General features: G+C 42.5%; 12 protein-coding genes. 1 reads left to right on the top strand and 11 read right to left on the bottom strand.

Features of this window, described 5'->3' with window-relative positions; genetic code table 11:
• Nucleotide 1 precedes the first annotated feature (1 nt).
• From hybO to CKV74_RS08340, 7 genes are all read right to left on the bottom strand, one after another.
• Nucleotides 2-1,150, bottom strand: coding sequence for a hydrogenase 2 small subunit (gene hybO / locus CKV74_RS08370; protein WP_007243559.1), 1,149 nt, complete (start codon nt 1,148-1,150; stop codon nt 2-4).
• Nucleotides 1,151-1,414: 264 nt separating this feature from the next.
• Nucleotides 1,415-2,848 (bottom strand): bifunctional indole-3-glycerol-phosphate synthase TrpC/phosphoribosylanthranilate isomerase TrpF, encoded by a 1,434-nt coding sequence (gene trpCF, locus CKV74_RS08365; RefSeq protein WP_007243632.1) that lies wholly within the window; start codon nt 2,846-2,848, stop codon nt 1,415-1,417.
• 141 nt (nt 2,849-2,989) lie between these two features.
• The gene (gene trpD, locus CKV74_RS08360; RefSeq protein WP_007243627.1) at nt 2,990-3,991 is read right to left on the bottom strand and encodes an anthranilate phosphoribosyltransferase; all 1,002 of its coding nucleotides are present in this window, start codon (nt 3,989-3,991) and stop codon (nt 2,990-2,992) included.
• A gap of 11 nt (nt 3,992-4,002) precedes the next feature.
• Nucleotides 4,003-4,389, bottom strand: a complete 387-nt coding sequence (locus tag CKV74_RS08355) for a tautomerase family protein (RefSeq protein ID WP_007243618.1) — start codon at nt 4,387-4,389, stop codon at nt 4,003-4,005.
• 69 nt (nt 4,390-4,458) lie between these two features.
• Nucleotides 4,459-5,040: an aminodeoxychorismate/anthranilate synthase component II gene (locus CKV74_RS08350; RefSeq protein ID WP_007243624.1), complete on the bottom strand. Its 582-nt coding sequence runs from the start codon at nt 5,038-5,040 to the stop codon at nt 4,459-4,461.
• A gap of 12 nt (nt 5,041-5,052) precedes the next feature.
• Complete coding sequence (gene trpE, locus CKV74_RS08345; protein ID WP_007243620.1) at nt 5,053-6,603, bottom strand: anthranilate synthase component I; 1,551 nt, start codon at nt 6,601-6,603, stop codon at nt 5,053-5,055.
• Between the two features lie 183 nt (nt 6,604-6,786).
• The gene (locus CKV74_RS08340) at nt 6,787-7,371 is read right to left on the bottom strand and encodes an FMN-dependent NADH-azoreductase (protein WP_007243616.1); all 585 of its coding nucleotides are present in this window, start codon (nt 7,369-7,371) and stop codon (nt 6,787-6,789) included.
• Nucleotides 7,372-7,634: 263 nt separating this feature from the next.
• On the opposite strand from CKV74_RS08340, the gene thrS reads away from it, so the two are divergent.
• The gene (gene thrS, locus CKV74_RS08335) at nt 7,635-9,566 is read left to right on the top strand and encodes a threonine--tRNA ligase (protein WP_007243579.1); all 1,932 of its coding nucleotides are present in this window, start codon (nt 7,635-7,637) and stop codon (nt 9,564-9,566) included.
• A 195-nt stretch (nt 9,567-9,761) separates the two neighbouring features.
• On the opposite strand, the gene CKV74_RS08330 is transcribed toward thrS, so the two are convergent.
• Genes CKV74_RS08330 through rsxG form a run of 4 tightly spaced genes read right to left on the bottom strand, consistent with a single transcriptional unit; the run spans nt 9,762 to nt 13,115 of the window.
• On the bottom strand, nt 9,762-11,135 hold the full coding sequence (locus CKV74_RS08330; RefSeq protein ID WP_007243597.1) for a sodium-dependent transporter: 1,374 nt from the start codon (nt 11,133-11,135) through the stop codon (nt 9,762-9,764).
• A gap of 24 nt (nt 11,136-11,159) precedes the next feature.
• Complete coding sequence (gene nth, locus CKV74_RS08325; RefSeq protein ID WP_007243587.1) at nt 11,160-11,795, bottom strand: endonuclease III; 636 nt, start codon at nt 11,793-11,795, stop codon at nt 11,160-11,162.
• Complete coding sequence (locus tag CKV74_RS08320) at nt 11,795-12,496, bottom strand: electron transport complex subunit E (protein ID WP_095177001.1); 702 nt, start codon at nt 12,494-12,496, stop codon at nt 11,795-11,797. Before CKV74_RS08320 ends, nth begins: the two co-directional genes overlap by 1 nt.
• Nucleotide 12,497: 1 nt before the next feature.
• Nucleotides 12,498-13,115, bottom strand: coding sequence for an electron transport complex subunit RsxG (gene rsxG, locus CKV74_RS08315; RefSeq protein ID WP_095177152.1), 618 nt, complete (start codon nt 13,113-13,115; stop codon nt 12,498-12,500).

Below are 13,115 nucleotides of genomic sequence, written 5' to 3'. Positions count from 1 at the left end.
GTTATTTACCTGTGTTGTGTTGTGCGGTTTGTGCTTTTTCTTGTTTACGGGCTTTATGTTGAACACTTAATTCCCGCAGAGTAACTACGCTCACGCCGGCCAAAATCGCTGCAGCGCCGCCAAGTAAGGCGATTGCTGTTGGCGAAGCGCCTTCACCTTCGGTATTCATCACATCTGGTTTTTCTACACGTGGAGTTGGGTTTTCCACGCTGGCTAATTGGAAAATGCCTTTGGTAAAACCGACACCTTTTTCATTACAGCCATAGCAAGGATGACCGATACCAACCGGCCAGTTATTGCCACCGACATCGCAGAATTCTAAGGTTGAGCAGTTACCATAGGTCTCCGGACCTTTACAGCCAAGGTGATATAAACACCATCCTTGACGATGTCCATAATCGCCATATTCCTTGGCAAAACGTCCAGCATCAAAGTGTGGGCGACGATAGCAGTTTTCATGAATTAAACGGTCATAGGCGAATAATGGACGGTTTAGTTTGTCCATGCCAGGCAATTTTTTATAAGTGATAATGTAAGCGACTGTTGCCAAGAAGTTATGTGGGTTTGGTGGACAGCCCGGAATGTTGATTATTGGGGTATTTGGTGGAAGCGCTTCAGCTAAACTTGCCGCGCCGGTCGGGTTACCGCCACTTGCAGGTACACCACCCCATGCGGCACAAGAACCAATAGCAATGATCGCGGCTGCATTTTTAGCTGCTTCACGGATATGTTCTACGATAGGCTTACCGGCCACCATACAATATACACCGCCATCTTTTAGTGGGATGGAACCATCAACAACTAAAACATATTGGCCTTTGTATTTCTCTAAAGCATGGTGTTTATTTTCCTCTGCTTGTTCACCGAATGCAGCGGAAAGTACTTCGTGGTATTCCAAAGAAATGACATCGAGTACTAAATTCTCGACTGTTGGGTGAGTGGCACGAAGTAACGATTCAGTACAACCGGTACATTCTTGTGCACCGATCCATACTACCGGTGGGCGACTCGGTGAGGTTAGAGCTTCGCTCATTTGTGCACCGGCCTTAGAACTTAATCCCATTGTCGCGGCGAGGGCAGAGCATAACTTCATAAAGTCACGACGGGACACCTCGGCTAAATTGCCGAATAAACCATCATTGCGTTGCATAATCACTCCAAGATAAAAATAACATTACAAATAACCTGGGCATGATATGCCTGCGGCTAATAAATTTATTTGATCATTATCAATAACAAGGCTATTTCCCTGTATTTTAAAAGGGTATAAGTGATTGATTTTGCTGATAAATAAGAATAGTTTTTATTTGTTAAAATATAGTTACTTACAAATGGGTATGAGTGTTACTTATTAATGGGTATATAGGTGGGTGTGAAAAAATCCCTTAAGGGAATACCGCTTAAGGGATTTTCTTTATGCGCTGATTATTCTTTCAAATAATTGTTGGATTTTATCCGCTGATTTTATACCGGGCGCACTTTCTACACCGGAATTCAGATCCAAGCCTAAGGGATTGAGTGCCAATGCCTGTTCAATATTCTGTTCATTCAGCCCGCCGGCCAACATAATATGGGCTTTGTCGGAATCCTTAATAATAGCCCAATCAAAGGCTTGACCGGTACCGCCTTGTTGGCCATTTGCCTGACTATCAAGGACATAACGATCAACGCCGTTAATTTTCGGCAAGCTAAAGGATTGTTGCGTTAAATCAATGGAAATCGCCCGCCAGATTTGAATTTGTGATGGCAATTCAGCCCGCAATTGGGTAATAAATTCCGGTCTCTCATTACCGTGTAATTGCACTGCATAAAGCTGCAATTGACTGGCTATTTTCACAATAAAATCAATCTCTTGATTCTGAAATACGCCCACAAATCGTAATTCAGCTGCCGTGACTAACTCCTGCGCTTGACGTAGTGTCACACAGCGTTTGGAATGTTCGACGAAAATTAATCCGCCGTAAAGTGCACCGTTTGCGTAGACGTCTTTGACATCTTGTGCGCGAGTTAAACCGCATACCTTATTTTCTCCAAAAATCACTTCTCGCACGGCGTTATTTAAATCGCAGCTTCCCATTAAGCTACTGCCAATTAAAAAGGCATGAGCAGTTTTCTTTAATTCCCGTACTTGGCGATGATTATAAATGCCTGATTCGCTGATGATACGTACATCCGCAGGGATACGCTCCGCATATTTTTGCGTAAGCTCCACCACGCGATTTAAATCTACGCTGAGATCATGAAGATTTCGATTATTGACCCCGATGATCTTTGCGCCAAGTGCAAGGGCACGTTCAAATTCAGCTTCATTACTGGTTTCGGTGAGTACCCCCATGCCGAGGGAATGGGCGAACTCGGCCAAGATACGGTAGGTATCGTCGTTGACTACGGACAACATCAATAAAATGGCGTCGGCTTGATAGTAACGTGCTAAGTAAACCTGATATTCGCTGATCATAAAATCTTTACACAACACCGGTTGTGAAACGATATTCCGCACTAATGGTAAATATTCAAATTTGCCTTGGAAATATTTTTCATCGGTGAGCACGGAAACCGCCGAAGCATAATGCTTATAGACGTTAGCGATATCTTCTAAGTTAAATTCCTGACGAATCAATCCCTTCGAAGGGGAGGCTTTTTTACATTCCAGAATATAGGCCGGTTGCTGATGAGTCCCCTGAGCTAACGCGGCATAAAAAGAACGATCGGATTGTTGAATTTGCTCTTTAAATTGTGCAAGCGGAAATGCGGCTTCTTGGTTTTTAACCCACTGGGCCTTATCTAACACGATCTTTTGCAATACCGTAGCAGAATCGATAGGTTTACTGAAATCTTGAGTGATCATAATGGCTCTTTTAAGAGAAAATTAGTTTTTTTATCAATATTAATAAAATCAATGGGTTACATGCTATTTTTAGAAAAACTCTGAAAAACGATAGGGCGTTTGGAGTAACCATCAATGGGCGCCAGTCGCAGCGCCCATGGATTAATATGTTGTTAATTTTTGCAAGGTTGCAAAGGCTTTGCCGGAAGCAAGGTGTGCCAACACATGTTGAACGTTTTGTTTTAGATCCTGATGCCCGAATAATTTTAACAATAACGCCACATTGGCCGCTACTGCATTGGCATTTTCGGCTTTCCCTTTACCTTGTAAAAGTGCGGTTAAATATTGGGCGTTTTCTTCCGGTTCACCACCGCGCAAGCTTTCTAAGGATTGGGTGCTTAAACCAAAATCCTCCGGCGTTAAGCTGAAGTAGTCAATTTTACCATTTTTAATTTCAGCCACTTGGGTTTCGCCATGTACAGCCACCTCATCTAAACCGGCACCATGTACCACAAACGTATGTTGATGCCCTAAAGCTAATGCTGTTTCTGCATAGGTTTTGACTAATTCTGGGGCATATACACCAAGTAAATGATAAGTCGGACGGGACGGATTAATTAATGGCCCGAGGATATTGAATAATGTGCGGGTTTTTAGCGCCGCACGCACCGGAGCTACATGTTTAAAACCGCTGTGATATTGCTGGGCAAATAAAAAGCACACACCAATATCATCCAATGCCTGGCGGGCTTGTTCCGGAGTAACATTTACATTTACGCCGAGTGCGGTTAATACATCACTTGCCCCAGATTTACTCGAGACACTGCGATTGCCGTGTTTTGCCACTTTGACACCCATAGAGGCCGCAACGATTGCACTGGCGGTAGAAATATTAATTGTGTTTTGACCATCACCACCAGTTCCCACAATATCCGCAAAAGGGTAGTCGGGACGAGGGAATGGTTTGGCATTGTGTAAGGAGGCCGATACGGCACCACTTAATTCGTCAATAGTTGCACCACGTACTTTTAAGGCGATCAACATCGCGGCAATTTGTTCGTTGTTGAGTTCACCCTGCATAATGGCATTAAAAAGATTTTCGCTAGCCGCTTTGTCGAGGCTTTGACCATTGTAAAGTTGTTCTAAAAGTTGTGCGGTTTGCATAATCAACTCCCTTATACGTTGAGATCGTAGGCTAAGTCACGCGCTTCATCACCGGTCATACCGCGGAAGCCCCAGCAATGAGCCGGCTGTTCTTTAATGGTGATTTCTACATCATGGGATTTGATTCCAATTTTGTATTCCAATTCGCTAAATAGCATTTTGATCAGACGTTTTTTGGTTCCTTCCAAGCGTCCCTGCATGAGGTTAATTTCAATTGCAATATAGTTTTCGCTACGATCTTCCGGGTAGAAAAAATCTTCTTTGTCCAAACATTCAAAACGAATAGTGTGTTTGCCGCGTGGAATATCCAAGCCTAAATTAAGGCTGTCATAAATGGCTTCGGCAATCGCTTGACGGCGTGGGCTAAGGGTTTCTTTTAATCCATAAATGGTAATCATGTTTTTGTCCTTGTATAGAGTGCGATTGATCGCATCGTTCTTATTAGTTTTGTACGATTGAATTCAAAATTAGCGGTTTAGTAGCCATTCCACCGATTGTTGTAGCAATTGTGAACCTTGCACTGTGAGGATGCTTTCCGGATGAAATTGGAAAGCACAAATCGGTAGAGTTTTATGACGAATAGCCATCACGATACCGTTATAGTCTGCGTTGACAATAAACTCATCCGGCAGATTTTTACCCATCAAAGAGTGATAGCGTGCTACCGGCATTGGATTGGCGAGATCCTTAAACATGGCCTGATTATCGTGCTGAATGCGCGATACTTTACCATGTAAGACTTCTCCAGCATGTACAACCTCACCGCCAAACGCTTGAATGAGTGCTTGATGGCCTAAGCAAATACCAATAATCGGAAGTTTATCCTTTAAGCGTTCAATCAATGGTAACAAAATGCCGGCTTCGGCCGGTGTACCTGGGCCGGGGGAGAGTGCCAATACGGCATTTGGCGTATTGAGTGCTTCCTGTACCAAGGCTTCTAAATTGGTGTCATTGCGATAGACTTTTACGTTATGTCCAAGCACGCGGAATTGATCCACTAGGTTGTAGGTAAATGAATCAAAATTATCTAAAAAGAGAATATTAGCCATAATTTATCGTCCTTATTTTGCTTGGGTATTGATTTGTCTAATCGCTTTAAGCACCGCTGCTGCCTTATGGCGGGTTTCGTCGGCTTCCATTTGTGGATCGGAATCTAATACCTCACCACAGCCCGCTTGAATATGCGCAATGCCATGTTGTACAAAGGCCGAGCGAATGACGATACAGGTATCAAAATGACCATCGGAAGTGAGATATCCCACCGCACCGCCGTAGCTGTGACGTTTTTGTTGTTCAAATTGATAAATTAACTGCATGGCTTTGATTTTAGGTGCGCCGGTTAGAGTGCCCATATTCATACAGGCCTGATAAGCGTGTAAGGCATCAAGTTCAGGACGGAGTTTACCTACCACGCGAGAGACTAAATGCATAATATGTGAATAGCGATCCACTTGCATTAATTCGGCTACTTTACGCGTACCGCTTTGGCACACACGAGCAATATCGTTACGGGCTAAATCCACTAACATCAAATGTTCGGCTTGTTCTTTATGATCAAGGCGTAATTCTAATTCCAAGCGCGCATCCAATTCAGGATCAATGTTGCCATGGGCATCAAAACCACGCGGGCGAGAACCGGCAATAGGGTAAATTTCTAATTGGCGATTTTCCGGGGCATATTTCAATGCGCTTTCCGGCGAAGCGCCAAATAGAATGAAATCCTCATCATTCATATAGAACATATAAGGGCTTGGATTGTTATGTTTTAATTGGGCATAGCTGGCAAGAGTGTTTGGACAGGCCAATGAAAAACGCCGGGATGGTACGATTTGGAATACATCACCAATATTAATATGGTGTTTTAAGGCTTTTACAATGCCGATAAATTCCGGGTCTTCAAAGTTGGTGCTAATTTCATCGCTTGCTGCTTTAATTGAAAGTACGCCATCAATATTTTTTAATTTTTGTGCGATAGAAAGCGCCGTTTTAGCCACTTCCACTTGTTCTTCTTGACTAAAGCAAAAACTTTTCAAGGTCGCTTGTTGGCTTTGGTGATCGATAGTGATTAAGTTTTCCGCGAGATAGAAACTATAATCCGGACAGCTAATACCATCATCCTGCAATGCGATGCCTTGCATTGGGATAAAATTTGCAACTAAATCATAGGCAAATAAGCCACCTAAAAAGATTGGCGTGCTGCTGTGTTGATAATGGTTGGAGATTACCCGAAGGCCATCAAAAATAGTAGCTGCCTGTAATTTACTGTCTTCATCCAATTGATTATCGAGTGGCGCAAATTGTACAGAAAATTCCTCCTCAACCTTGGCAGTATTGGATGTACCAAGCTGACTTAATACTGGATGGATTTCCTTTAGGACTTGTTTACCGTTTGCATTTAGGGCTTTGAAGGTAACTTGATTACCAAGACAGATAATTTTGACGGCAGCATTGATCAGAATAAGGCTTTGTAAGCTATTTTTACTACCGATTTCGGCTGAATCGAGAAGGAGTGAATTCGAGTTTTGTTGGCAAAGCGTATTAAAAATTGCAGTGGTATCGGCATGATAGGGCACCGGTTGAGAAGTTACTGCAATAAAAGGAGCATTTTTCATAATCAATCCTGTTTTGAAATTTTGCACTATTAGACTAGTACAATGAGATTAAGTCAAGGGGGGATTCAAAAAAAATGGATTTTTTACGGTAAATGTTGAGCATAGAGGGAGGTGATTTAAAACTTAAAAGCCGCATAATTTTAAACAATCGATGCGGCCTTTTTTTATATTGAAAGGGGAAAATTAAAGTGTAGCAAGAATCTCATCAATTTTATGTTTCGCTGAGCTCTGGGCTTTTTCAATTGCTTCTGGACCTAATCCAATACCTTTTGCATAAGCAAATTGAACATCAGTAATGCCAACAAAATCTAAAATGGCTTTTAAATAGTTTGTCACATTATTGTCTTCGTCATACATACCGCCACAAGCAGCTAATACAATCGCTTTTTTATCCTTTAGCAAGCCTTCCGGACCATTGGCTGTGTATTGGAAAGTGACACGCGGGCGAGCGATAAAATCAAAATAGGATTTCAGCTGCGTTGGGATACCCAGGTTATACATCGGTGCTCCAATAACAATGATATCCGCTGCTTTTAATTCAGCTACTAATTCATCGGATAAGGCTAACAGCGCTTTTTCTTCGTTACTTTGTGGTTCGCCTCGCACGGCAACTGCTGCGGTAGCATCAAAATGGGGGAGTGGCTGTGTGGCTAAATTCCGTACCACGATATGATTCCCCGATAACTTTTCAATGCTGTAATCAATCAATTTGTTGGTTTGTGAGTTATCAGCCAAGATACTGGATTTTAAAACGAGTACATTTTTCATTATGTTTTCCTTCTATTGAAAGTGGTCGTTAAATGTGCCCTTAATTCTATCTTGGTTTGCTGACAGATAAAGGGACTGTAAGGAAAATCATTGTTTCTTGGCAGTAAATAATGCAGAGCGATTAACAAAATATCGATTAAGTGCTAGAATGCGCCGCCGCACTTGGTTTGCTCGATAGTGGGAGTGAATGAAAGTGCGGTTTGTTTTTAATCATTATTTGCATGTTGCCTTTCGTATGGGCGACCACTGTAGAAGGAAAAATTATGCCTATTATTACTTTACCGGACGGTTCTAAACGCGAATTTGATCGTCCTGTTTCCGTGTTAGAAGTGGCTCAAGATATCGGAGCCGGTCTTGCCAAAGCAACTATTGCCGGCCGTGTAAACGGTGAACGTCGTGATGCTTGCGATATTATCAATGAAGATGCCAACCTTGAAATTATTACAGCAAAAGATGAAGACGGTTTAGAGATCATTCGTCACTCTTGCGCACACTTGCTTGGACACGCCATCAAACAATTATTCCCAGATGTTAAAATGGCGATCGGTCCAACGATTGAAAATGGTTTCTATTACGATGTGGATTTAGACCGTTCTTTAACCCAAGAAGATGTTGATGCCATTGAAAAACGTATGCTTGAATTGGCGAAAACCAATTATGACGTCATCAAAACTCCGGTAAGCTGGCAAGAAGCAAGAGATACTTTTGAAAAACGCGGTGAGCCATACAAAATGGCTATCTTAGATGAAAACATCGAACGTACCGCAACCCCTGCGTTATATCATCATGAAGAATACATTGATATGTGTCGTGGGCCACATGTGCCGAATATGCGTTTCTGCCATCACTTCAAATTAATGAAAGTAGCAGGTGCATACTGGCGTGGTGATAGCAAAAATAAAATGTTACAACGTATCTACGGTACGGCTTGGGCAGATAAAAAACAATTAGCGGAATACTTAACCCGCTTAGAAGAAGCGGCAAAACGTGACCACCGTAAAATCGGTAAAGCGTTAGATTTATATCATATGCAAGAAGAAGCACCGGGTATGGTGTTCTGGCATAACGATGGTTGGACAATCTTCCGTGAATTGGAAACCTTCGTACGTACTAAATTAAAAGAATACGATTATCAAGAAGTAAAAGGTCCATTTATGATGGACCGTGTGTTATGGGAAAAAACAGGTCACTGGCAAAACTACGGTGATTTGATGTTTACTACACAATCAGAAAACCGTGAATATGCGATTAAACCAATGAACTGCCCGGGACACGTTCAAATCTTCAATCAAGGTTTGAAATCTTACCGTGATTTACCAATTCGCATGGCGGAGTTTGGTTCTTGTCACCGTAATGAGCCATCGGGTTCTTTACACGGTTTAATGCGTGTACGTGGCTTCACTCAAGATGATGCCCACATTTTCTGTACTGAAGACCAAATTGAAAGTGAAGTAACCAGCTGTATCAAAATGGTTTACGACATTTACAGCACTTTCGGTTTCCAAAATATTCAGGTGAAATTATCTACTCGTCCTGAAAAACGTATCGGTGCGGATGATATGTGGGATCGTGCAGAAGCAGGTCTTGCGGCAGCATTAGCGCATAACGGTCTTGAATATGAAATTCAAGAAGGTGAAGGTGCATTCTACGGTCCGAAAATTGAGTTTGCATTACGTGACTGCTTAGATCGTGAATGGCAATGCGGTACTATCCAATTAGACTTTGCTTTACCGGGTCGTTTAAACGCATCTTATGTCGCAGAAGACAATGACCGTCGTACACCGGTTATGATTCACCGTGCGATTCTTGGTTCGATTGAACGTTTCATCGGTATCATTACTGAAGAGTATGCGGGTTTCTTCCCGGCATGGTTAGCTCCAGTACAAGCGGTTGTGATGAACATTACCGATAGCCAAGCAGATTACGTGCAAAAAGTTGTGAAACAACTTTCCGATGCAGGTTTACGCGTTAAAGCAGATTTACGTAATGAGAAAGTCGGCTTTAAGATTCGTGAACACACCCTACGTCGTGTACCTTATATGCTTGTTTGCGGTGATAAAGAAATCGCTGAAGGCAAAGTGGCGGTACGTACCCGCAAAGGTGCAGATTTAGGCTCCTTCAGCGTAGAAGAGTTTGCTGAAATCTTAAAATCCCAAGTCAGACAACGTGAGTTGAAATTATTGGGTGAAGAATAGGCCTACGGCGTTAATTAATAAGGCGAGCACTTTAGTGTTCGCCTTTTTTAATGCAGAAAAATGTCCTTTATGCCCTGTTTTAAATCAATTCTAATAAAATCAATAACTTATGCGTTATTTTTAGAAAAACTTTGGTTTTGGAAGGGGCGTTTGGGAGAGGTAAAAGAAAACCGAGGAGAACCTCGGTTTTTTTGTTTAGATTAGATTACTGATAAAAATCACCAAAATGATAATAGGTACTACGAATTTCACGTAGTTAAACCAAACTTTGGTAAAGAGTGAATTCGGGGTCGGGCTGAGTTCTTTTTTCGCTTCATCCTTCAACACGAAACCAACGAATAACGCACAACCCAACGCGGTAAGCATAAACAGAATATTACCGCTAAGGAAATCGAAGCTGTCGAAAATACTTTTACCGAAGAAAGTGACATCTTTCCATAAATTATCGCCTAAAATTGATGGTATGTTTCCGAATAGGAAGATCCCCAGCAGGGTAAAGAAAATCGCTTTACCACGGCGCATTCTTAATTTTTCCTGCAATACGGTGATAATCACTTCATAAATGGTGAGTGAAGTAGTCAGTGCCGCAATCAGTAAGAGACCGAAGAATACAATGGCAAAGAATTTGCCTGCCCAAAGATGTGAGAATACGATTGGCAGACTTTGGAATACTAAGGTTGGTCCGGCATCCGGTTTAATATCAAAGGTAAATAAAGAAGGGAAGATCATAAAGCCACATAGCACAGCGATGATGGTGTTGGTAAAACCGGTGATAACCGCAGTGTGGATGAGGTTTTCTTCCTTATTCAGATAGCTGGATAGGGTGATTAATACGCCAAAGCCAAGGCTTAGGGCGAAGAATACCTGACCTAACACGAAAATAAATAGTTGTGGGGTAATTTTGGAGAAATCCGGTTTGAGATAAAAGCTCACGCCTTCCATTGCTCCCGGCAATGTAAGGTTACGGATCACCATGCCGATAAGGAAAATAAATAGCAATGGCATTAAATATTTCACCGAGCGTTCAATCCCGCCGATGATACCCTTGGCTAAGATAATGTAGTTAATGGCCACGAAAAGGAAGGTATAACCAACAATTTCCCAAGGGCTGTTTTCAATGTGTAATTCATAGAAATTTTTGGCTACATCTTTGGTAATTGGTTCGGAAATATCCAAGCCACCGCTGATTAAATTGATGATATAAGAAATCACCCAACCACCGAGCACCATGTAATAGGCCATAATGCCAAAGGCACCAAGAATTCCCATATAACCGAGAATTTTCCAGTATTGGGAAATATTTTTTCCCTTATCCTGGATTTTATCGCCAAAGGCATCAATGGAATTGACCCGTAAACGGCGGCCGATCACGTTTTCCACTAAAATCATTGGAATTCCGATCAGCAGCATCGCTAAACAAAACAGTAATACATAAGCACCACCGCCATTTTGTCCCACTAAATAAGGAAAGCGCCAGGTAGCGCCGAAACCGACGGTTGCGCCGGCGACAGTAAGTACATAAGTCAGTCGGCTTGACCAAGTTTGTCGTTGTTGTTTGGTTGTTGTCATTTTGTTATCCGTTAGCTTGGCGAATCAATATTCGGTTTTATCTTTGTATTCGCATAAATCTTCAATAATGCACGAACCGCAATGGGGTTTGCGCGCAATACAGGTATAGCGGCCATGTAAAATGAGCCAATGATGCACATCCACCTTAAATTCGGCAGGCACCACTTTATTGAGTTTTTCTTCCACTTTGACGACATCCTTGCCGGGAGCAAATTGGGTTCGGTTGCACACGCGGAAAATGTGGGTGTCCACGGCAATGGTCGGGTGGCCAAAGGCCGTATTCAATACCACATTAGCGGTTTTACGACCTACACCGGCGAGCGCTTCTAAGGCGGCGCGATCTTCCGGTACTTGGCTTTGGTGTTTGTCGATTAAATCTCGACAGGTTTTGATGATATTTTCTGCTTTCGCATTAAATAGTCCGATGGTTTTGATATATTCCTTTAAACCATCAACCCCGAGCGCCCAAATGGCTTCAGGCGTGTTGGCTACCGGGAATAATTTAGCGGTAGCTTTGTTGACGCCTTTATCCGTTGCTTGCGCGGATAAAATCACGGCAATCAATAATTCGAAGGGCGAATTATACTGTAATTCCGTTGTGGGGTGGGGATTTTGATCGCGCAGACGGCGTAAAATCTCAATTCTTTTGGCCTGATTCATTATTTTTGCTCGATTCTATTTTTTATTGCCAACATCAGGCCCAGTCCGATAAAGGCACCTGGCGGTAAGATAAACAGTAAAAAGCTGCTATCGCTATGATAAATGTGCAGAGTAAGGAATTTGGCCTGTTGCCCAAAAAGATTTTCAATACCTTCAAAGAGCGTACCTTGTCCCAGAATTTCCCGTAAGGCTCCTAAAAAGGTAAGGCTTAATGCCATGCCGAGCCCCATGGAAAAACCATCCCAAGCGGAATGTAAGATGCTGTTTTTTGAGGCAAAGGCTTCCGCTCGACCGATAACGATACAGTTGGTGACAATCAACGGAATAAAGATCCCGAGGGATTGATACAGCGTATAGGTATAGGCGTTCATTAATAATTGCACTACGGTTACGGTTGTCGCAATGATCATCACATAAATTGGAATTCGAATATCGTTAGGAATTTGCTTCCGAAATAGCGATACCATGGTATTGGTACAGGTCAGCACCAGCATAGTGGCCAAGCCTAATCCCAATGCATTGGTTGCGGTGGAAGAAACGGCCAAAAGTGGGCATAGACCGAGCAATTGGACCAAGGTACTATTATTTTGCCAAACCCCTTGTAAAAAGATGTCGCGCCAAATTGATGGCGTTTTTTGTGGGCTATGGATGCTGTCGCTTTGTGGATTTTGTTCACTCTGAGTGATTGAAGGTTCGCTCATATTATTTCTCTTGTGCAGCCATTTGTTGTAATAACGTTGAATTATCCAACATTATTTGGGCGGAGCGACGTACCTGATTCACCACCGCACGTGGTGTAATGGTGGCTCCAGAAAATTGATCAAATTTACCGCCGTCTTTTTTTACCGCCCAATCATTGAGGTTATCCGGTTTTAGCCATTTGTTGGAGAAGGATAAAATCCAATTGGAAATGCGTAATTCGATTTTATCGCCCAATCCCGGTGTTTCATGGTGCTCGATAACCCGCACGCCCAATACTTCTCCGGCTGGAGTCAGACCAACCAACATTCTAATATTGCCAGAATAACCGTCCGGTGCCGTGGTTTCATAGGCATAAGCGGTGAGTTGGCCTGCTTTGCGGGCAAAATAGATTTTCTGAATTCCTTGCAATTGCTCGGTTTGCGGTACTAGGTCGCTTTGCACAAAATCATTATCGAAATAATTTTGTGGAACAACTTGCAACAATAGGTCCTTCTGTTGAGCCAGCATGGCTTCCTCGATTTGTTTTTTGGTCAACGAATACACGCCGGCGGAAATTATTGTGCAAATTAAGGCGCAAAAGCCGAGTAATAAACCGTAACGGGAAGAAATTTTAGTCAT

The sequence above is a fragment of the Haemophilus pittmaniae genome (genome assembly GCF_900186995.1).
Lineage (GTDB): Bacteria > Pseudomonadota > Gammaproteobacteria > Enterobacterales > Pasteurellaceae > Haemophilus_D > Haemophilus_D pittmaniae.
This window is presented reverse-complemented; position numbering and strand designations above follow the sequence as displayed.

Bases quoted from the DNA above. Each gene is read 5' to 3' on its own strand.
- trpD (WP_007243627.1), bottom strand. From the start codon at position 3,991: ATGCAAACCGCACAACTTTTAGAACAACTTTACAATGGTCAAAGCCTC.
- thrS (WP_007243579.1), top strand. From the start codon at position 7,635: ATGCCTATTATTACTTTACCGGACGGTTCTAAACGCGAATTTGATCGT.
- trpCF (WP_007243632.1), bottom strand. From the start codon at position 2,848: ATGATCACTCAAGATTTCAGTAAACCTATCGATTCTGCTACGGTATTG.
- CKV74_RS08350 (WP_007243624.1), bottom strand. From the start codon at position 5,040: ATGGCTAATATTCTCTTTTTAGATAATTTTGATTCATTTACCTACAAC.
- CKV74_RS08320 (WP_095177001.1), bottom strand. From the start codon at position 12,496: ATGAGCGAACCTTCAATCACTCAGAGTGAACAAAATCCACAAAGCGAC.
- CKV74_RS08330 (WP_007243597.1), bottom strand. From the start codon at position 11,135: ATGACAACAACCAAACAACAACGACAAACTTGGTCAAGCCGACTGACT.
- trpE (WP_007243620.1), bottom strand. From the start codon at position 6,603: ATGAAAAATGCTCCTTTTATTGCAGTAACTTCTCAACCGGTGCCCTAT.
- nth (WP_007243587.1), bottom strand. From the start codon at position 11,795: ATGAATCAGGCCAAAAGAATTGAGATTTTACGCCGTCTGCGCGATCAA.
- CKV74_RS08355 (WP_007243618.1), bottom strand. From the start codon at position 4,389: ATGATTACCATTTATGGATTAAAAGAAACCCTTAGCCCACGCCGTCAA.
- rsxG (WP_095177152.1), bottom strand. From the start codon at position 13,115: ATGACTAAAATTTCTTCCCGTTACGGTTTATTACTCGGCTTTTGCGCC.
- hybO (WP_007243559.1), bottom strand. From the start codon at position 1,150: ATGCAACGCAATGATGGTTTATTCGGCAATTTAGCCGAGGTGTCCCGT.
- CKV74_RS08340 (WP_007243616.1), bottom strand. From the start codon at position 7,371: ATGAAAAATGTACTCGTTTTAAAATCCAGTATCTTGGCTGATAACTCA.